This is a genomic window from Bradyrhizobium sp. MOS002, assembly GCF_003020115.1.
Lineage (GTDB): Bacteria > Pseudomonadota > Alphaproteobacteria > Rhizobiales > Xanthobacteraceae > Bradyrhizobium.
The window spans coordinates 95,773-113,514 of record NZ_PYFX01000009.1; the positions used below are offsets into that span (position 1 = coordinate 95,773).

Here is a 17,742-nt window from a genome sequence, read left to right on the forward strand (position 1 = left end):
ATGGCATTCGCGCTCGGTCCTCGTGCGGCGTCGGCGGGCTACAAGCTCGCAGCTTTCGAACGGACCGGCTCGACCAACACCGAGGCGATCGAGCACGCGAGGCGCGGCGAACGCGGCCCGATGTGGTTCGTGACGTCGGAGCAGACCGCCGGCCGTGGCCGCCGCCAGCGCGCCTGGATCGCGCCCAAGGGCAACCTTGCCGCCAGCGTCCTCGAAGTGCTGCACGTCGCCCCTTCCGTCGCCGCGACGATCGGCTTTGCGGCCGGGCTGGCCGAGGAGGCCGCCCTGGAGAAGGTCAGCGTGGAGGCTGCGCTGCGCCTCGGCGAGGGTCGTCCCCGCTACGCCCTGAAATGGCCGAACGACGTGTTGGCCGGCGGCAAGAAGCTGGTCGGCATCGGCCTGGAGGCCGAAGCCATCGGCGAGCGCCTTGCCATCGTCGTCGGCATCGGCACCAACGTCGTTGCGGCGCCCGAGGGCACACCCACGCCGGCGGTGTCGCTGGCTGCGCTCGGCGTCCAGATCAGCGCGGAGGAGCTGTTCTCGGCGCTCTCCGATGCCTGGGTGGAATTCCGCGGTATCTGGGACAATGGCCGCGGCTTTGCCGCTATCCGTAAGCTGTGGCTGGAGCGCGCCGCCGGCCTCGGCGAGCGGGTCGCGATCCACACGGGAGTGAAGACGCTGGAAGGCATTTTTGACACGATCGACGACACCGGCTGCCTGATCGTCCGCACCGCGGAGGGCCGGCGTGTGCCGGTGGCCGCGGGCGAGGTGTTCTTTGGCTCGGCCGCCTCCGTGGGAGCTGCGTGATGGCGAAGCCTGAAGAACTGGTATTTGCACCGCTCGGCGGCGTCGGCGAGATCGGCATGAACCTGTCGATCTACGGTCTCGGCAACCGCCAGCAGCGTGCCTGGCTGGCGATCGATCTCGGCGTCTCCTTCGGCGACGAGGAGCACCTGCCGGGCATCGACCTGATCATGCCCGACGTCAGCTTCCTGGAGAAGGAACGCAAGAACCTGATGGGGCTGGTGCTGACCCACGCCCATGAGGACCATTTCGGCGCCATCATCGACCTGTGGCCGAAGCTGAAATGTCCGATCTACGCGACGCAGTTCAGCGCCGCGCTGTTCGAGGCCAAATGCGCCGCCGAGCGCAATGCGCCGAAGATCCCGGTGACGGTGGTGCCGTCGGGCGGGCGCGTCGATATCGGCCCGTTCAACGTCGAGTTCATCCCGGTCGCGCATTCGATCCCGGAGTCGCATGCGTTGGCGATTCACACCGACGTCGGCACGGTGCTGCACACCGGCGACTGGAAGATCGATCCGACCCCGATCATCGGCCGCCCGACCGACGAAAAGCGGCTGCGGGAGCTCGGCGATGCGGGCCTGCTCGCCTTGATCGGCGATTCCACCAACGCCGTGCGCGACGGCCGCTCGCCCTCGGAAGCCGAGGTTGCCAGGTCCATCACCGAGCTGGTCAAGGCCGCCAAGGGCCGCGTCGCGGTCACGACCTTTGCCTCAAACGTCGCGCGCCTCAAGGCCGTCGCCATCGCCGCGAAGGCCGCCGACCGAGAGGTCGTCGTGGTCGGCCGCGCCATGGAGCGCGTGGTGCAGGTCGCGCGGGAGACCGGCTATCTCGACGGCGTGCAGAGCTTCCGTTCCGCCGAGGTCTACGGTCACCTGCCGCAGGACAAGGTGCTGGCGCTCTGCACCGGCAGCCAGGGCGAGCCGCGTGCCGCGCTGGCGCGCATCGCCAATGACGACCATCCCGAGATCACGCTCAACCGCGGCGACAGCGTGATCTTCTCCTCGCGCACCATTCCCGGCAACGAGAAGGCGGTCGGCGCCATCATCAATGGCCTGGTTCTGCAGGGTGTGGAGGTCATCACCGACCGCGACCAGCTGGTCCATGTCTCCGGTCATCCCCGCCGCGACGAATTGCGCGACATGATCGCCTGGACCAGGCCGCAGCTCCTGATCCCGGTCCATGGCGAGGCCCTGCACCTGAACGAGCACGCCAAGCTGGCGCGTGCCGCCGGCGTGCCGCGCGTGCTGGTCTGCCGCAACGGCGATCTCGTCAAGCTCGGTCCCGGCGATCCCGGCATCATTGGGCAAGTGCCTGCGGGCCGTCTCTACAAGGACGGCACGATTCTCGAGGACTCCAAGTCCCGCGCGGTGGTCGAGCGGCGCCGCATGGCCTTCTCCGGCTGCGCCTTCGTCGCCATCGCCATGACGGAGCAGGGCGAGCTTGCCGACGATCCCGCGGTCGAACTGGTCGGTATTCCCGAGAAGAACAAAGCGGGCGAGCCTTTCGACGACATCGTCTTCGACGCCGTGGTTTCCACCGTCGAAGGCCTGCCGAAGACGCGCCGTCGCGACCCGGATGCACTGGCAGAATCGGTGCGACGCGCTGTCCGGTCTGTCATCAACGAACATTGGGGCAAAAAGCCCCCCTGTCTGGTACACGTCCTGACAGTATAAAGTTTGAGCATGATCTCGTCGGAAAACCGCTTCACACTTTTCCGGATCATGCTCTGAGGGAGAGAAACATGCTGGGCCGGCTCAACCATGTCGCGATCGCGACCAAGGACGCCGTCAAGGCCGCCAGGATCTATGGCGCCGCATTCGGAGCCCAGATTTCGGAGGCCGTCGCGCTGCCCGAGCATGGCGTCACCACCGTTTTCGCGACGTTGCCCAACACCAAGATCGAGTTCATCGAGCCGCTCGGCGAGGCCTCGCCGATCGCAAAGTTCCTCGACCGCAACGCCGACGGCGGCATCCACCATGTCTGCTACGAGGTGGTCGACATCATCGCCTCGCGCGACACGCTGGTGAAGGAGGGCGCAAGGGTGCTCGGCGACGGCGTGCCGAAGATCGGCGCCCACGGCAAGCCGGTGCTGTTCCTGCACCCGAAGGACTTTTCCGGCGCGCTGGTCGAAATCGAGCAGGCATAGGCCGAAGACATGGCCATCCAGATCTCAACCGCAATCGCGATCTACTTCGTCATCTGGTGGATCGCGCTGTTCCTGACGCTGCCGTTCGGCGTGCGCAGCCAGCACGAGGACGGTGTCGGAGTGCCGGGCAGCGACCCCGGCGCGCCGATCCTGACGCGGATGCGGAGCAAGCTGATCTGGACCACCATTATCTCGGCGATCATCTACGGGATCGCCATGGTCGCCTATCACGCCGGCTATCTCTCGATCGAGCGCCTGTCGAAATTGATGGGCATGCCGTTTTAAAGATGTCCTGGTTGGCTTTGTTGGGGGAAGAATGACTTTTCAGAGGATCGTCGTCGCGCTTCTGGTGCTGATCGTCGCCGGCCTCGGTGCCATCGGATATTTCGAATGGAAGATGGCCGTGCAGGTGCGCACCCTGAAGGCGTTCGTCGAGGGCTACGTCTTCAACGAGGCCGTGATCGCCTGCGAGCAGGCCAAGAGCTCTACGCCGTTCAAATGGAACGGCGGCAAGAGCACCGCGGTGATCGGCCTGAACTCGGTCAAAACGGACAAATACACCGTCAGCGCCAGCTACACGCTGGTGGCGGACAGCGTCTATTGTGATTACGATCCGATCAAAAGAAAGGCCGAGATCGGCTCGAGCTTCCTGGAACGGGAGTAACGATCCGGCCCATATATGGGATCGGATCGTCATGGGGCAGGGGCAGGGGGACTACCGGATTCTGCATGAGGCGGCCTTGCGGGACTATCTCGCGGAGCAGCCGGATCTCGTGACGCTCCTCGGCGCCGAGCCGGTGTCCTGGTCGATCACCGAGGTCGGCGACGGCAATCTCAATCTGGTCTTCATCGTGAAAGGTGACCGCGGTGGCGTCGCCGTGAAGCAGGCGCTGCCCTATGTCCGCCTCGTCGGCGAGAGCTGGCCGCTGCCGCTGTCGCGGGCCCACTACGAATATCTGTCCCTGTCGAAACAAGCCCAGCTCGCGCCCGGCCTCGTGCCGGCGCTGCTGCATCACAACGAGGCCTTGGCCCTGACCGTGATGGAGCTGCTCGAGCCCCACATCATCATGCGCAAGGGGATGGTCGCGGGGACGCAATATCCGCGCTTTGTCGACGACATCACCAGCTTCATGGCGCGGACCTTGTTCTTCACCTCCGACCTCGCGCTGTCGGCGGCCGAAAAGAAGCAGGGCATCGCAGCCTTCGCCGGCAATCATGCGCTGTGCAAGATCACCGAGGACCTGATCTTCACCGATCCCTACCGCATCGCCGAGCAGAACCGCTGGACCTCGCCGTATCTCGATGCGCTCGCCGCAGAGCTGCGCGAAGATATGGAATTGCACGTCGCGGTCTCCCGGCTGAAGCTGAAGTTCATGGCAAGCCCCGAGGCGCTGCTCCACGGCGACCTTCACACCGGCTCGATCATGGTCACGGACGGCCAGACGCGGGTGATCGACCCCGAATTCGCATTCTACGGCCCGATGGGTTTCGATGTCGGCGCCGTGCTGGCCAACCTCCTGATGGCCTATTTTGCCTCCGCCGGCCATGAACGCTCGCCGGGCGAGCGGCAGGTCTTCGAGGACTGGGTGCTCGGGACGGTCGAGCAGGTTTGGAACGAGTTCGCGCGAAAATTCCTCGAGCTCTGGCGCGACGAAGCCGCCGGCGACGCCTATCCCATCTCGCTCTTTGCCGGCGAGAAGGGCGCCGCGCGGCTGGAGGCCGAGCGGCAAGCCTACATGCGACGGCTGTTCACGGACACGGTCGGTTTTGCCGCGGCAAAAACCATCCGCCGCATCTTCGGTCTCGCCCACAACATCGATTTCGAGCTGATCGAGGATCCGAAGAAGCGAGCCTTCAGCGAAGCCCGCGCCGTGCGGCTTGCGCGGGGATTGATGGTGGAGGCTGCGGCGGCGTTTCGCACGATCGCTGACGTTACCGGCGCCGCACGAAAATTGCGCGATTGGATGCCGGAGCTATCCGGCTGACAAAACCATGGCGAGGAGCGCGCCTTCGCGCTCCGTCATTGCGAGCGCAGCGAAGCAATCCAGAGTCTTTCCGCGGAGGGATTCTGGATTGCTTCGTCGCAAGGGCTCCTCGCAATGACCAGGTGAGGGATTGCCCGCTCGTCAATAAAGCCGCATCGGCAGTGGGGCGCCGTCCGGGCCGACCAGCAGGCCCCAGGTCTCGTTGGCCGCGACCTCGAACTCCCGGCTCTGGGCCGCACCGCTCGATACCTTGAGGGTGATCTTGTACTTGCCCGGTTGCAGGTCGATCTTCTGGCTGTCCGGCAGTTTGTCTGCGGCGTCTTCGGAGTTGACCAATTCCTTGCCAGCGCCAGCCGGCAGATTGATGGTTTGCGCGTTGATGGTGACGATCGCATCTTCGTCGATCTTGTTGCCGATCATCAGCCTCACTTGTCCTGGCTTCGGCACGATGCCGGCCTTAGCGAAAGCGGGCTTGCGCCGCGAAAGGTCGGCGATGGTCCTGTCGTCCTGACGGGACAGCCGGAGCAGCGCCGGTCCCCAGGTCGTCGTGAAAATGATCGCGGCCCTGTCAGGCGTGACCGCCGCGCCTTCATTCTCCGTCCAGCCGCGCTTGCCGAACTCAGCCCGATAGAAGCCGAGCACAGCGGCAAGATCGCGCGGCGTCTCGGCGTGGACCGAATTGATCTGCGGCGAATTCTTCGCCGTCGCGAGGGCCCAGCCCTCGGGCAACGGCAGGCCGGTGTCCTCGGAAAGCTTGGCCTCGAAGCCCGCACCTGCGCTCCGTGCCATGAACGCGACGGGGATGCAGAGCAGTCGCTCGGCGAAACTATCGGGCGCGCAGTGGCTCCGGACCGCCCACCACGTTTGGTCAACATAGTCGTTCGGGCCGGAGGTGCGATTCCAGCCGAACTGGATGGTGTCTGTCGGGCTCTCCCGGCCGAGGCTTGCCGCGACCGGGCTTGCCAGCACGGCCGCAGCGACGATCAGACTGCCGGCAAGCAAAACACCTGACGTTCGGCTTTTCATTTTTTGGATTCCCATCTTGGCGAGATCCCGGGCCAAAGACCCCAGTCCTGAGCTTGGTCGCACCGATCGCGCAAGACGTTCACTACGCGTAGCTCGTTGTTTCGTCTCCCGTTTCTGAGTTCACGTTCGGCCAGGCCGTGGTCCGGAACCCGGCCTCGTCCCTGACAACTGCTATTTGTCTCCCGAACTCCGGCTTCAGGAGTTCAGGACGGCGCGCGTGCCGCGACTGCGCAAGGTTTGGTCTCGACCAAGTCAAAAGAGAAGCTTGCGTTCGGCGTGCCGTGAATGGTCAACTCCCTGATCGGAATACGCGTTGCCGGAGGGCCTATGATGTTGAGAAGAGTGGCGATCGTCGCCGGTTTGGGACTGGCGCTCGTCGCCACGGCGCAGGCCGAGACGCCGCGCAAGGGCGGAACCGTCCGCATGACCGCGCCTTATGGGTCGAGCTTCACAAGCCTGGACATTCACACCACGCAGCGCGCCCAGGACGAGATCTACGCCAAGGCTCTGCACCGGTCGCTCTACATCTGGAATTCCGCGGAAGGCAAGCCGGTGCTGGAGCTTGCCAGGGAGGACGTCGTCTCCGGCGGAGGTCTCGTTCACACCTTCAAGCTGCGCGACGACGCCTATTTCCACAACGGCCGCAAGATGACGGCCGACGACGTCATCTGGACCTACAACCGGATCATGGACGGCACCAAGGCTTATCCCGGCGCGCGCTATGTCCGCGTGATCGAGGGTGCGGCGGCGGTCGAGAAGGGCCAGGCGAAGGAGATCTCCGGCCTGAAGAAAATCGACGACTTCACGATCGAGATGAAGCTGACCGAGAAAGTCGATCCGGGCTTCTACTTCTGGAACGCGATCACGTCGATCTATCCCGCCGACGAGGGCGCCAAGGAGGGCTTTCTCCAAAAGCCGATCGGGCTTGGCCCCTTCAAATTCGTCGAGCATGTGCCGGGATCGCGCATCGTGCTGGAGCGCTGGGACCGGTTCTACAAGCCCGGCAAGCCCTACGCCGACAAGATCATCGTGTCGGTCATGGGCGAGGCCGCCGCACGCGACGTCGCCTTCCGCAACAAGGAGATCGACACCTCGGTGCTGGGACCGGCGCAATATGTCGCCTATCAGAACGACGCCGACCTCAAGGGCACCGTCGTCGAAGTCGCCGAGGTCTTCACCCGCTACATGGGGATGAATCCCGCGTTCAAGCCGTTCGGCGACAAGCGCGTCCGGCAGGCGATCAACCACGCGATCGACACCGACCTGATCATCAACAAGCTGGTGAAGGGCAAGGCCTACCGGGCCACCAGCTGGCTGCCGCTGACCTCTCCTCTCTACGACAAGACCATGAAGCCCTACGCCTTCGATCCCGCCAAGGCCAAGCAGCTGCTCGCCGACGCCGGCTATCCTTCGGGCTTCGAATTCGAATGGACCACCAGCCAGAACGAAAGCTGGGGCCTGCCGATCGTCTCGGCCGTGATCCCGATGCTGGACAGGGTGGGCATCAAGGCCAAGGTCAAGCAGGTCGAGACCGCGGTGCTGGCGGAGGTGGTTCGCAGCGGCGACTACCAGGCCTTCATCTACTCGCAGGCGACCGGACCCGATCCCCAGGCCGCCCTCAAATGCTTCCACTCGGCGACGCCGCAATCCGCCTGCAACTACATGAACTTCAAGAATCCCGAGTTCGACAAGCTGATCGACGAGGCCGGGCAGTCCGATGACGCTGCAAAGCGTACCCAGCTGCTGCAAAAGGCCAATGCTGTTCTCTACGAAGAGGCGCCGGTCTGGTTCTTCAACTACAACAAGGCGGTGATGGCGGTGCAACCGTGGCTCAAGGGGGTTCAGCTGAACGCGACCGAGCTGACCCATCAGAACGTCGAAGACCTCTGGGTCGACGAGACCTCGCCCGCGAAGTGATACGCGCTCTCGCGCTCCCTCCGTCGCCATGAACGACGGAGGGAGAGAGGAAAAGTGCCGATGCTCTCCTTCCTGTTCCGCCGCCTCCTGCAGACCATTCCGACCGTGCTCGCCGTGGTGGCTCTGGTGTTCGTGCTGTTCAGCGTCGTTCCCGGCAGCATCGTTTCGTCCATGAGCGACGATGCCGATCCGCAGGTCGAGCTGCGCATGAAGAAGCAGCTCGGGCTCGACGATCCCGTCTATGTCCGCTTCGGCACCTACATCGCCAAGCTTGCGACCGGTGATTTCGGCACGTCGTTCCGGACGCGCGAACCTGTGACATTCATGATCGCCAAGCGGATCTGGCCGACGCTCCAGCTCATCTTCACCGCCATGGCGTTTTCTGTCGTGATCGGTGTTCCCCTTGGTTTCATCGCCGCGCTGAAGCCGGGGGGCATCGTCGACACGCTGGCCATGGTCGTGGCGGTATCAGGACTTTCGATCGCCAAATTCTGGCTCGGACTGGTGCTGATGTACTTGTTTGCGTTGAAGCTCGGCTGGCTGCCGAGTTTCGGCTATGGCGACGGCGGACTGAAATATTTGATCCTTCCGGCCGTGACGCTCGGCGTCTCGCCGATGGCGTTGTTCGCCCGGACGACACGCGCTGCCGTCCTCGAGATCATGACCGCGGATTTCGTCCGCACTGCCCGCTCCAAGGGCATGAGCGAGACCCGAGTCGTGAAGTGGCATGTGATGCGCAACGCGCTCGTCATCATTCTCACCACCGTCGGCCTGCAGTTCGGCGCGCTGATGGGGCAGGCGGTCGTGGTCGAGAAGCTGTATTCCTGGCCTGGCATCGGCTCGCTGCTGGTCGACAGCGTTCTGCAGCGCGACATTCCGGCCGTCCAGGGCTCCATTCTCGTCGTGGTGCTGTCCTTTCTCGCCATCAATCTGCTGATCGACGTGCTCTACGGCGTGATCGATCCCAGGATCAGATACGCATGAAGCTCCGCGCCAATCTCATCATCGGTGGCGCGCTGTTCGCGCTTGCGATCCTGGTCGGCCTGCTCGCGCCCTGGCTGGCGCATACCGATCCCGTCCTGGACGCCAATCTGCTCAACGCGGAAGAGCCTCCGAGCTGGACCTGGTGGTTCGGCACCGACGACCAGGGCCGCGACATCTATTCCCGCGTCGTCTATGGCGCGCGCGTTTCGCTGACGGTCGGCATCGTCTCGCAGCTCATCAACAGCGTCATCGGCGTGGCGCTGGGCCTGAGCGCCGGCTATTGGGGCGGCTGGTGGGACGATGTCGTCAACGGCCTGACCAATCTCATGCTCGCGATCCCATCGCTGATCTTCGCGCTGGCCATCATGGCGGTGCTGGGACCCGGCCTGACCAGCCTGCTGATCGCACTCGGCTTGACCAACTGGTCCTTCACGTGCCGGATCGCCCGGGCCTCGGCGCTGTCGCTGAGGAGCCAGGGCTATGTGCAGGCCGCGACCGTGCTCGGTTACGGCGATCTACGGATCATGATCACGCAGTTGCTGCCGAACATGCTGGGGCCGATCGTCGTCATCGGCACGCTCGGCATGGGCAGCGCGGTGCTGTCGGAAGCCGCATTGTCGTTCCTCGGCCTCGGCGTCCGCCCGCCGTTTCCGAGCTGGGGCAGCATGCTGTCGGATGCCCGCGACCAGATCACGACGGCGCCGTGGCTCTCGGTGTTTCCCGGCCTTGCGATCTTCCTGACGGTGCTCGGCCTCAATCTGCTCGGCGACGGCCTGCGCGACATCCTCGATCCGCAATCGCGGAGCCGGCGGACATGACCGGCGCGCCGCTGATCGAAGTCGAGGATCTGCGTATCGATCTCGACGATGGGTCGCGGCGCGTTGCGGCGGCCGAGGGCATTTCATTCCGCATCGATCGCGGCGAGACGTTCGGTCTGGTCGGCGAATCCGGCTGTGGCAAGAGCATCACCGCGCTCGCCTTGATCGGCCTGTTGCGGCAGCCGTTGTCGATCGGCGGCGGCACCATCCGGTTTGAGGGGCGGGAGATCCAGCACCTTTCCGCGGCCAAGCAGCGCCAGCTGCGCGGCAATCGCATCGCCATGATCTTCCAGGAGCCGATGACGGCGCTGAACCCGGTTTCGCCGGTGGGCCGGCAGATCGCCGAGATGTTCGTGCTGCACAAGGGCAAGAGCTGGCGAGAGGCCGACAAGCTCGCGGTCGAGGCGCTGGCGAGCGTCCGCGTGCCCGCGCCGGAACGACGCGTGAAGGATTACCCGCACCAGCTGTCCGGTGGCATGCGCCAGCGCGTGATGATCGCCATCGCGCTCGCCTGCGGTCCGGATCTCCTGATCGCCGACGAGCCGACCACGGCACTCGACGTCACCGTGCAAGCCGAAATCATCGAGCTGATGCGGAATTTGTGCGCCGAGCGGGGAACCGCGATCCTGATGATCAGCCACGATCTCGGGCTGGTCGCCAATGTCTGTCGCCGCGTGGCCGTGATGTATGCCGGCCGCATCGTCGAGGAGCGTGGCTCGGCCGATATTTTTCGGGCGCCCTCGCATCCCTATACGCGAGGCCTGGTCGCCTCGCTGCCGCGGCTCGGTAGTCGCGCTGCGCTTGGCCGCACCCGGCTGACGGAGATCGCGGGTGTCGTCCCGGCCATCACGAATTTCCCCGGCGGCTGCCGGTTCAATCCGCGTTGCGGCCAGGCGACCGATATTTGCCGGACAGTCGCGCCGGGAGCGGATTTGCTGGAGGCCGGCGGTCTGGTCAGGTGTCACCACCATGCATGAGCCGCAAGAGAGGTTGGTTGAGACGCGACCGGACGACGATGTCATTCTCAGCGTGAGGGATCTCGCGGTCCATTTTCCGCTCGGCGGCGGCCTGCTGGGGCGCGGCCGTCGGCTGCTCCGTGCCGTCGATGGGGTCGATCTCACCCTGAAGCGCGGCGAATGCCTCGGCCTCGTCGGCGAGTCCGGATCCGGCAAGTCCACCGTCGCATTGTCGATCCTGGGTCTCTTGACGCCGACGCGCGGCCGCATCGTGCTGGACGGACAGGTCGTGACGAACAGGCCATCCGGCGATCGCAAGGCGCTGGCCCGCATCGTGCAGATCGTGTTTCAGGATCCCTACGCCTCGCTCAATCCACGCCAGACCGTTCGCCGCACGCTGGAAGATCCCCTGCGTGTGCATGGCGTCACGGCCAAGAGCGAGATCGAGGACCGCGTCGCGGCGATGCTGCGGCATGTGGGCCTGCGGCCGGAGCAAGCCGACCGCTACCCGCATGAATTCTCCGGCGGCCAGCGCCAGCGCATCGGTATCGCGCGCGCGCTGATCCTCAATCCCAGGATCGTCATCTGCGACGAGCCGGTCTCGGCGCTCGATGTCTCGATCCGCGCCCAGATCATCAATCTGCTGCTGGAATTGAAGGAAACCCTCGGTCTCTCCTACATCATGATCAGCCACGATCTCGGCGTCGTCGAGCACATGAGCGACAAGGTCGCCGTGATGTATCTCGGCCGCATCGTCGAGAACGGCCACTGGCGCGAGATCTTCGAACGGCCGGCACACCCGTACACGCAAGCCCTGATCGCCGCCATCCCCGATCCCCTGCGCCATGCACCGCTGGCAACGACAGGCGGCGATCTTCCCAACCCGCTCAATCCGCCGAACGGATGCGCCTTCAGTCCGCGGTGTCGGTATGCGGAGGCGGTGTGTCGGAGCGAGCCGGGGCCGGCGCTGGAGGCGCGGGTGGACGGGCATTCGGTGAGGTGTTGGCGAAGCGAGGAGATTGCGGGGCAGGCGGCGTTGGCCTTGCCTGAGGGCCAGCCGCTTTAGGGTGGAAGGCGAGGTTCACTTCAGTCCAGCCAACACGACGTCACGGACCACCCGGATGGGCGGCATCCATTGCCTCTCATCGGCGTAATTTCCGCAGGTGATGGCCACCACGATATCGAGGTCGGGCATCGCGAACAACCGCTGACCACCGTAACCGAAGCCGCCGATCCAATGCGTGATGGGCCGGTTCGGCGGATGGCCGTACTGGAAGTTGCCGCTGTACCAAAAGTAGCCGTATTGACGCTGCTCGTCGCACGGGACGTAGGGCTGGAACGATTTCGCGAGCCATTCCGACGAAACGATCTGGCGTCCATCCCACTGGCCACGGTTGAGGACCAATTGCCCAACGCGCGCGAGGTCGCGCGGCGTCATGCGCAGGCCGGATGCGGGCGCGGGTTGGCCGTTGAATCCTTTGGACCATTCGGTCGGACCAACCCCGATGGGATCGAACAGTCGTGTGCGCGCAAAGTCGGGTAGCGACTGGCCGACGCCTTTTACCAGCAAATTGCCGATAAGCTCGGTTCCAGCCGCGCCATAGATCCAGCGTGCTCCGGGATCGGAAATGAACGGTCGGCTGAAGATGTAGCGCAAACGATCGGGCGCGCGCTCCATCTGGATTTCGCTGTTATTGGAGTCCTGGTATGGAATGTCCTCGTTCCAGTCGAACCCCAGGGTCATGGTGAGCGCGTGCGCGACGGTCAGACGCTTGAGGCGGTCATCGGTTGCGACATCGGCATAGTCGGGAAATTGCGCGATCAGCGGTTGATCCGGCGCAGGCACCTTTCCGAGATCGAGCGCGATTCCGTAAAGCAGCCCTAGAACGCTCTTCGTGACAGAGCGCAGGTCGTGCAGGGTGTCAGGACCGAAGGCGACGCGGCCGAGAGGAGCGCCCCAGGCTTCGTCCTCACCGGCGAAATAGCGTTCGAGCACGATCTTACCTGTCCGCGTGACGAAGACACCATGCAGACCCCATGCACGATTATCGGCAATCAGTTTGTCGAGCCGCGCATCAAGATCCGGCACAAAGCCTGCCTCGGATGGCGTCATCGATTGCCAGTCGAACGGAGCCGAGACAAGCGGACCTGCGCTCATGAGAAGCGCCCCTCCACCCATAAGCAGGGCCCGCCGATCAATTGCGGTCATGCGAATGTCTCCGATATGAGAAGTCTTGCGCTCAGCGTGAGCAAAACGCTCACCGGATGCGCCATCGGTCTCTGTGAAATTCTGCCCCTGTTTTATCCGGCAAGTCAAACCTGGCCGCTTCGATCTCGCGTCAACTTCCGCTGACCCCGACCAGACGAGGGCGACGATTTGCGAGCGCCTTCTCGGCCGGCAGCGCACGCAGCCAGTCGCGAAAGCCGGCGACCTCCGGACAATCCGCGGTGCCTTCAGGCGCAACCAGCCAATCACCCAAACCCGATCCCTCATCGAGCCGGTCGCAGCGATAGCCCGGATGGTGGCCGAGGCCGCGGGCGATCAGCAGGTCGACCTTGCCCTCGACCAATTCGTGCAGGCCGGCCGGATGCAGCACCCGCAAGCCGATCTCCGCATGCGTGCTGCGAAACGCCGCCAGATCGAGGCGGCGGAGGTCGAAGCTGCAATGGACTCCCAATTGCAGCAGCACCACACCTGCCGGTCTCAATTGCGAGGTCGCCTCCGCAATGTGCCGAAAGCCTTCGGAGACCCCGGGCAGATAGGCCTGACCGGCGACGGTGAGAATGAGCTGCTTATGCAGCCGATCGAACAGCTGCACGCCGAGGCGCGCCTCCAGCGCCTTCACCTGCTGCCCCACGGCGGCGGGGGTCACGTGCAGCTCGTGTGCGGCCAGCTTGAAACTGAGATGCCGGGCGGCGGCCTCGAAGGCGCGGAGCGCGTTGAGTGGGGGAAGGGCGTAGGTCATCGGGGTCCATTTTGACACTGATGGGCTGTGGCCTTGCAATAGATTTTCTTGCGCTGAGCCGCAGCAATGATGCTTTGCGAAGCGGTGGTGGCGCCGGCTACGGTCGAATCCGCAATCCGGAGAAGCCCTATGCCCCCAGCTCACATCGTCAGCCACAATCCCGCAACGGTCCACGCGCCCGCTGGCGGCTACAGCATGGGGCTTGAACTGACGCGGCATCGCCGCCTGTTGTTCATCAGCGGCCAGGTGCCTGAGACGACCGACGGCGCCGTCCCTGACGGTTTTGAGGCGCAGTGCGCGCAGGCCTGGCGCAATGTGATCGAGGTGCTCGCCGCCGCCGGCCTTGGCGTCGCGCATCTGGTCAAGGTCACCACGTTCCTGACCGACCGCAATCAACTCGTGACCAACCGCTCTATTCGTCGCGCGATGCTGGGCGAACACCAGCCCGCGCTGACGGTCGTGATCGTCGAGACCGTCGACAGCAAATGGCTGCTGGAGATCGAGGCGATCGCCGCCGAATGAAACCAGCCGACATTGCAATGAACCAATCATATCAGGTGTCCCATGGCTGAAATCATCCACCCGTTTTACGAAGCGCATCGCGGTGCAATGGAAGCCGCCATGCACGAGCGGCTCGACCTGGCCGAAGCGATGTTGCGCGAGCGCGCGCAGCTTTCCGGGATCGACGGGATCAGGCAGGAAGTGATGGACGAATTCGAAATCGTGCTCACCCAGATGCCCTATGTTGGCGGCGCGGCGAGCCGCATGAGCGATTTCTTCATGCGTCTGATGGGCTTCACGGCCATCAGCCGCGTGCTGCGACGCCACGGCGTGCCGCTTCCCGTGATCGGCGAGATCGAGCAGGAAACCTACAAGGCGCAATTGCTCACAATATCGGAAGCGGAGCGTCTCGCCTCGGGGCGTCAATTCATGTCGCCGGAGAACCAGGCTTTGCTGCGAGAGCAAGCGGCCAAGAGCATGAGTGACAGCCATCAGAAGCAGTTTCCGGAGGATTTCGCCTACGATTTCGTCGAGCCTGATACGGACGACAAGTTCGAGTTCGGGATCAACTACAAGGCCTGCGGCTTCTGCAAGCTCGCGGCGCGCCACGGCGACAAGGACATTCTGCCGAACATCTGCGGGCTCGATTTCGTCGCCTACGCAGCGCGAGGCATCCGCCTGGAGAGGACGCAGACGTTAGCGGGCGGTGCGAGCCACTGCAATTTCCGGTTCTCGCGGCTTGCGCCGGATGCAAAGGCGGAGAGCTAGGCCGTCCTCTCATGCTCTGCGATTGAGGGTGAGGCTGGATTGCCCCTGCTGTCACCTCGTCATTGCGAGCGCAGCGAAGCAATCCAGAATCTTTCCGCGGCGGCAGTCTGGATTGCTTCGCTGCGCTCGCAATGACGGAGGTTGGGGCGCTGTCCGGAGCCGATCCACGCACACCGCCATGATGACATCCTGCTCCTGTTTTGCCCGACGAGTCAAACGTCGCTGCGGTCGCGCTCGCTCAATTTCGGATTTTGTAAGTCGTTGAATTCCCTCACAGTGTCTACTGTGCATGGGGTTGTTTTCGCGCTTTTTGTTTTGAGGGGCGGCTACTCCACCGCCTTTTCCCTCAGCCGCTGTGCATAGACGTTGATGACCAGCGCAGCCAGCAGGATCAGGCCGCGGATCAGGATCTTCAGGAAGCTGTCGATGTTGACGTGGTCGAGGCCATTGTTGAGAACACCGAGCACGAAGAGCCCGACGATGGTGTTGCCGATACCGCCGCGGCCACCGAACAGGCTGGTGCCGCCGACCACGACGGCAGCGATGGAGTCGAGCAGATAGGTATCGAACTCGTTCTGCTGCGCGCTGCCGAAGTGGGCTACTCCCAGCATGCCGCCGATACCGGAGCACACCGCGGAGATCACCATGACGGCGCCGAGGATGAGCTTGACGTTGAGGCCGGAATATTCGGCCGCCTCGCGATTGCCCCCGACCATGTAGACGTAGCGGCCAAAGCGCGTGTAGGTCAGCACCAGATGTCCCAAGAGCAGCATGATCGCGGCGACGATGACGATCCATGGGATGCCGCCGATCGATCCGGAGCCGAGCGTAGTGATCACGCCGGGCACCTTGTAGGCGATCTGGCCGCGCACCAGCAGCGCCGAGATGCCGGCCGCGATCTGCATCATCGCCAGGGTCATGATGAAGGAGGGGATGCCGATCATTGTCAGGCCCAGCGCATTGACGAGGCCTAGAAACGCGCAAAGCAAAATGGCCAGCAGGATCGCCGCGGCGCCGGGCAAGGGAATGTTGGGAATGTTGACGTAGGATTCCTGGAGCGTGAAGTAGGCGACCGCGATGCCCGTGACGTTGGCGATGCTGGCGATCGAGAGGTCGATCTCCGCGCAGAGGATCACGAAGGTGAGGCCGACGGCGATGATGCCCGTGACCGACACCTGGGTCAGGATGTTGCCGAGATTGTCCAGCGTCGCGAAGGAGGGGCTGGCCAGCGCAAAGAAGCCAGACAGGAAGATCAGCGTCAGGAACGGGGCAATGTTGCGCATCTGCGAGCGCAGGAACGGCGCAAGCCCTCGCGCCCGCTGCCCCGCCGCCAAAGCCGTCTCACTGCTCGCCATGGTGCTTCTCCGTCACGCCGCTTCCAGCAGGCGGTCCTTGCTGACCGGCTCGTTCTTGAATTCGCGCACCAATGCGCCGCGCTTGAGCACGAGGATGCGGTCGGCCAGCGACAGCACCGTTTCCGGCTCGGTCGACAGCACGATGATCGCGAGCCCTTTGGTGCGGAGATCGCGGACGATGTTGATGACGTCGTTCTTGGCGCCGACATCCATGCCGCGGGTCGGCTCGCACAGCACCAGGAGTTTTGGCGGATAGGTCAGCCATTTCGCCAGCGCGACTTTCTGCTGATTGCCGCCGGAAAGCATGCCGAGATCGAGCCCGACCACCGGCGGCCTGATCTGGAGCTGCTCGACCTGGCGCTGGGCGATGTCGCGCTCCTGCGCCGGCTTGAGCAGCAACGCCGAGATGCGATCGAGAATACTGATCGAGATGTTCTTGTAGACCGGCTCCTGGTGAAACAGCATGTCGCGCCGGCTCTCCGGCACCAGCGCCACGCCGGCCCGCCGCGCCGCTGCTGTGCTGGCAAACGTCTTGGGCTTGCCGTCGACCGCGAGCGTGCCGCCGTCCGACTTCAGCTTGCCGAACAGGATGCGCGACAGTTCCTGCTGGCCGCAGCCCATGAAGCCGTAGATGCCGAGCACTTCGCCGGCGCGGGCCTCGAAGGAGATGTCCTTGAGGCTGCGCGCCAGCGACAGCTGGTCGACCTTCAGGACCACCGCGCTGTCGCTCGGCCGCGGCAGCATCAGATCGTCGCTATAGCTGTGCTCGAGCGCTTCGCCGCCGCGGCCGATCATGGCCTCGATCAGCGCGCCCTTGCTGGTGGCAGCACTTGCCGTCTCCGCGACCTTCCGCCCGTTGCGGAACACGGTCACCGTGTCGGACACGCGCAAGATGTCCTCGATGAAATGCGAGATGAAGACGATCGCCGTGCCTTCATCGCGCAGGCGCCGCAGCGTCGCGAACAATCGCTCGACCTCGGGCGGGGAAAGGGCGGAGGTCGGCTCGTCCAGGATGACGATGCGCGCGCCGGAGAACAGCACGCGCGCGATCTCGATCAGCTGCTGCAGCCCGATGGGTAAGTCACCCAGCCTGCTCATCGGATCGACGTCGATGCCGAAGCGGGCGAGCTGCTCGCCCGCCTCGCGCGCCATCCGCCGCCATTGCACCAGACCGAGCCGGTTGGTCGGCTGGTTGCCCAGGAAGACGTTCTCCGCGACCGTGAGGTCGGGCGCGACCGAGAGCTCCTGGTGCACCATGGCGATGCCGGCACTGTGTGCATCGCGAGCCGAGCGGAAATGCGTCTCCTGTCCGTCGATCAGGAAGCGGCCGGAGAATTCGGTGTGCACGCCGGCGATGATCTTCATCAGCGTGCTTTTTCCCGCGCCGTTCTCGCCGACGAGACCATGGATCTCGCCGGGTGAGAGCGCGAAGTCGACACCACGAAGCGCCTCGACGCCGCCGAAGCTCTTCGTGATGCCCTGCAGTTCCAGGATGGGCGAACGGTCCTCTCGCATG

At 64.3% G+C, this 17,742-nt stretch carries 18 protein-coding genes; 13 read left to right on the plus strand and 5 right to left on the minus strand.

Annotated elements, in window-relative coordinates; all coding sequences use genetic code 11:
* From C7G41_RS24695 to mtnK, 6 genes are all read left to right on the plus strand, one after another.
* Window positions 1-807: a biotin--[acetyl-CoA-carboxylase] ligase gene (locus tag C7G41_RS24695; protein ID WP_106944960.1), complete on the plus strand. Its 807-nt coding sequence runs from the start codon at window positions 1-3 to the stop codon at window positions 805-807.
* Window positions 807-2,477: a ribonuclease J gene (locus tag C7G41_RS24700; protein ID WP_106944961.1), complete on the plus strand. Its 1,671-nt coding sequence runs from the start codon at window positions 807-809 to the stop codon at window positions 2,475-2,477. Before C7G41_RS24695 ends, C7G41_RS24700 begins: the two co-directional genes overlap by 1 nt.
* Before the next feature lie 68 nt (window positions 2,478-2,545).
* Window positions 2,546-2,950: a methylmalonyl-CoA epimerase gene (gene mce / locus C7G41_RS24705; protein WP_106944962.1), complete on the plus strand. Its 405-nt coding sequence runs from the start codon at window positions 2,546-2,548 to the stop codon at window positions 2,948-2,950.
* A 9-nt stretch (window positions 2,951-2,959) separates the two neighbouring features.
* A complete protein-coding gene (locus tag C7G41_RS24710; protein ID WP_007603573.1) occupies window positions 2,960-3,235 on the plus strand; it encodes a DUF1467 family protein in 276 nt (91 codons plus the stop codon).
* A 31-nt stretch (window positions 3,236-3,266) separates the two neighbouring features.
* On the plus strand, window positions 3,267-3,614 hold the full coding sequence (locus C7G41_RS24715; protein ID WP_007603574.1) for a hypothetical protein: 348 nt from the start codon (window positions 3,267-3,269) through the stop codon (window positions 3,612-3,614).
* Between the two features lie 31 nt (window positions 3,615-3,645).
* Window positions 3,646-4,935: an S-methyl-5-thioribose kinase gene (mtnK, locus tag C7G41_RS24720; protein WP_106944963.1), complete on the plus strand. Its 1,290-nt coding sequence runs from the start codon at window positions 3,646-3,648 to the stop codon at window positions 4,933-4,935.
* A 141-nt stretch (window positions 4,936-5,076) separates the two neighbouring features.
* Here the strand turns inward: mtnK and C7G41_RS24730 are convergent, their stop codons facing one another.
* Window positions 5,077-5,961, minus strand: a complete 885-nt coding sequence (locus tag C7G41_RS24730; RefSeq protein ID WP_106944965.1) for a hypothetical protein — start codon at window positions 5,959-5,961, stop codon at window positions 5,077-5,079.
* Window positions 5,962-6,288: 327 nt separating this feature from the next.
* On the opposite strand from C7G41_RS24730, the gene C7G41_RS24735 reads away from it, so the two are divergent.
* From C7G41_RS24735 to C7G41_RS24755, 5 genes are read left to right on the plus strand one after another with little or no spacing between them, the layout of a single operon-like run.
* Window positions 6,289-7,878 carry an ABC transporter substrate-binding protein gene (locus C7G41_RS24735; RefSeq protein ID WP_106944966.1) on the plus strand — a complete coding sequence of 530 codons (1,590 nt, stop codon included), beginning with the start codon at window positions 6,289-6,291 and terminating at the stop codon, window positions 7,876-7,878.
* Between the two features lie 60 nt (window positions 7,879-7,938).
* Window positions 7,939-8,862: an ABC transporter permease gene (locus tag C7G41_RS24740; RefSeq protein ID WP_027518235.1), complete on the plus strand. Its 924-nt coding sequence runs from the start codon at window positions 7,939-7,941 to the stop codon at window positions 8,860-8,862.
* Window positions 8,859-9,680 (plus strand): ABC transporter permease, encoded by an 822-nt coding sequence (locus C7G41_RS24745; protein ID WP_007603580.1) that lies wholly within the window; start codon window positions 8,859-8,861, stop codon window positions 9,678-9,680. Before C7G41_RS24740 ends, C7G41_RS24745 begins: the two co-directional genes overlap by 4 nt.
* The gene (locus C7G41_RS24750) at window positions 9,677-10,657 is read left to right on the plus strand and encodes an ABC transporter ATP-binding protein (protein WP_106944967.1); all 981 of its coding nucleotides are present in this window, start codon (window positions 9,677-9,679) and stop codon (window positions 10,655-10,657) included. Before C7G41_RS24745 ends, C7G41_RS24750 begins: the two co-directional genes overlap by 4 nt.
* Entirely contained in the window at window positions 10,650-11,702 is a 1,053-nt protein-coding gene (locus tag C7G41_RS24755) for an ABC transporter ATP-binding protein (protein WP_106944968.1), read from the plus strand. The genes C7G41_RS24750 and C7G41_RS24755 overlap by 8 nt, the downstream gene beginning before the upstream one ends.
* A gap of 15 nt (window positions 11,703-11,717) precedes the next feature.
* On the opposite strand, the gene C7G41_RS24760 is transcribed toward C7G41_RS24755, so the two are convergent.
* Entirely contained in the window at window positions 11,718-12,845 is a 1,128-nt protein-coding gene (locus tag C7G41_RS24760; protein WP_199198584.1) for a serine hydrolase, read from the minus strand.
* A gap of 130 nt (window positions 12,846-12,975) precedes the next feature.
* On the minus strand, window positions 12,976-13,602 hold the full coding sequence (locus tag C7G41_RS24765) for a LysR family transcriptional regulator (protein ID WP_106944969.1): 627 nt from the start codon (window positions 13,600-13,602) through the stop codon (window positions 12,976-12,978).
* A gap of 129 nt (window positions 13,603-13,731) precedes the next feature.
* On the opposite strand from C7G41_RS24765, the gene C7G41_RS24770 reads away from it, so the two are divergent.
* Together C7G41_RS24770 and C7G41_RS24775 are read left to right on the plus strand one after the other, a co-directional pair.
* Window positions 13,732-14,124, plus strand: a complete 393-nt coding sequence (locus tag C7G41_RS24770; RefSeq protein ID WP_106944970.1) for a RidA family protein — start codon at window positions 13,732-13,734, stop codon at window positions 14,122-14,124.
* 42 nt (window positions 14,125-14,166) lie between these two features.
* On the plus strand, window positions 14,167-14,871 hold the full coding sequence (locus C7G41_RS24775; protein WP_106944971.1) for an L-2-amino-thiazoline-4-carboxylic acid hydrolase: 705 nt from the start codon (window positions 14,167-14,169) through the stop codon (window positions 14,869-14,871).
* A gap of 326 nt (window positions 14,872-15,197) precedes the next feature.
* On the opposite strand, the gene C7G41_RS24780 is transcribed toward C7G41_RS24775, so the two are convergent.
* Both C7G41_RS24780 and C7G41_RS24785 read right to left on the minus strand, forming a co-directional pair.
* Window positions 15,198-16,226, minus strand: coding sequence for an ABC transporter permease (locus C7G41_RS24780; RefSeq protein WP_106944972.1), 1,029 nt, complete (start codon window positions 16,224-16,226; stop codon window positions 15,198-15,200).
* Window positions 16,227-16,238: 12 nt separating this feature from the next.
* Complete coding sequence (locus C7G41_RS24785; protein WP_106944973.1) at window positions 16,239-17,741, minus strand: sugar ABC transporter ATP-binding protein; 1,503 nt, start codon at window positions 17,739-17,741, stop codon at window positions 16,239-16,241.
* Between the last annotated feature and the right edge of the window lies 1 nt (window position 17,742).

What these genes read in the sequence shown, in the direction of transcription:
- C7G41_RS24695 (WP_106944960.1), top strand. Translation starts at nt 1, where the DNA reads ATGGCATTCGCGCTCGGTCCTCGTGCGGCGTCGGCGGGCTACAAGCTC.
- C7G41_RS24700 (WP_106944961.1), top strand. Translation starts at nt 807, where the DNA reads ATGGCGAAGCCTGAAGAACTGGTATTTGCACCGCTCGGCGGCGTCGGC.
- mce (WP_106944962.1), top strand. Translation starts at nt 2,546, where the DNA reads ATGCTGGGCCGGCTCAACCATGTCGCGATCGCGACCAAGGACGCCGTC.
- C7G41_RS24710 (WP_007603573.1), top strand. Translation starts at nt 2,960, where the DNA reads ATGGCCATCCAGATCTCAACCGCAATCGCGATCTACTTCGTCATCTGG.
- C7G41_RS24715 (WP_007603574.1), top strand. Translation starts at nt 3,267, where the DNA reads ATGACTTTTCAGAGGATCGTCGTCGCGCTTCTGGTGCTGATCGTCGCC.
- mtnK (WP_106944963.1), top strand. Translation starts at nt 3,646, where the DNA reads ATGGGGCAGGGGCAGGGGGACTACCGGATTCTGCATGAGGCGGCCTTG.
- C7G41_RS24730 (WP_106944965.1), bottom strand. Translation starts at nt 5,961, where the DNA reads ATGAAAAGCCGAACGTCAGGTGTTTTGCTTGCCGGCAGTCTGATCGTC.
- C7G41_RS24735 (WP_106944966.1), top strand. Translation starts at nt 6,289, where the DNA reads ATGATGTTGAGAAGAGTGGCGATCGTCGCCGGTTTGGGACTGGCGCTC.
- C7G41_RS24740 (WP_027518235.1), top strand. Translation starts at nt 7,939, where the DNA reads ATGCTCTCCTTCCTGTTCCGCCGCCTCCTGCAGACCATTCCGACCGTG.
- C7G41_RS24745 (WP_007603580.1), top strand. Translation starts at nt 8,859, where the DNA reads ATGAAGCTCCGCGCCAATCTCATCATCGGTGGCGCGCTGTTCGCGCTT.
- C7G41_RS24750 (WP_106944967.1), top strand. Translation starts at nt 9,677, where the DNA reads ATGACCGGCGCGCCGCTGATCGAAGTCGAGGATCTGCGTATCGATCTC.
- C7G41_RS24755 (WP_106944968.1), top strand. Translation starts at nt 10,650, where the DNA reads ATGCATGAGCCGCAAGAGAGGTTGGTTGAGACGCGACCGGACGACGAT.
- C7G41_RS24760 (WP_199198584.1), bottom strand. Translation starts at nt 12,845, where the DNA reads ATGACCGCAATTGATCGGCGGGCCCTGCTTATGGGTGGAGGGGCGCTT.
- C7G41_RS24765 (WP_106944969.1), bottom strand. Translation starts at nt 13,602, where the DNA reads ATGACCTACGCCCTTCCCCCACTCAACGCGCTCCGCGCCTTCGAGGCC.
- C7G41_RS24770 (WP_106944970.1), top strand. Translation starts at nt 13,732, where the DNA reads ATGCCCCCAGCTCACATCGTCAGCCACAATCCCGCAACGGTCCACGCG.
- C7G41_RS24775 (WP_106944971.1), top strand. Translation starts at nt 14,167, where the DNA reads ATGGCTGAAATCATCCACCCGTTTTACGAAGCGCATCGCGGTGCAATG.
- C7G41_RS24780 (WP_106944972.1), bottom strand. Translation starts at nt 16,226, where the DNA reads ATGGCGAGCAGTGAGACGGCTTTGGCGGCGGGGCAGCGGGCGCGAGGG.
- C7G41_RS24785 (WP_106944973.1), bottom strand. Translation starts at nt 17,741, where the DNA reads ATGCGAGAGGACCGTTCGCCCATCCTGGAACTGCAGGGCATCACGAAG.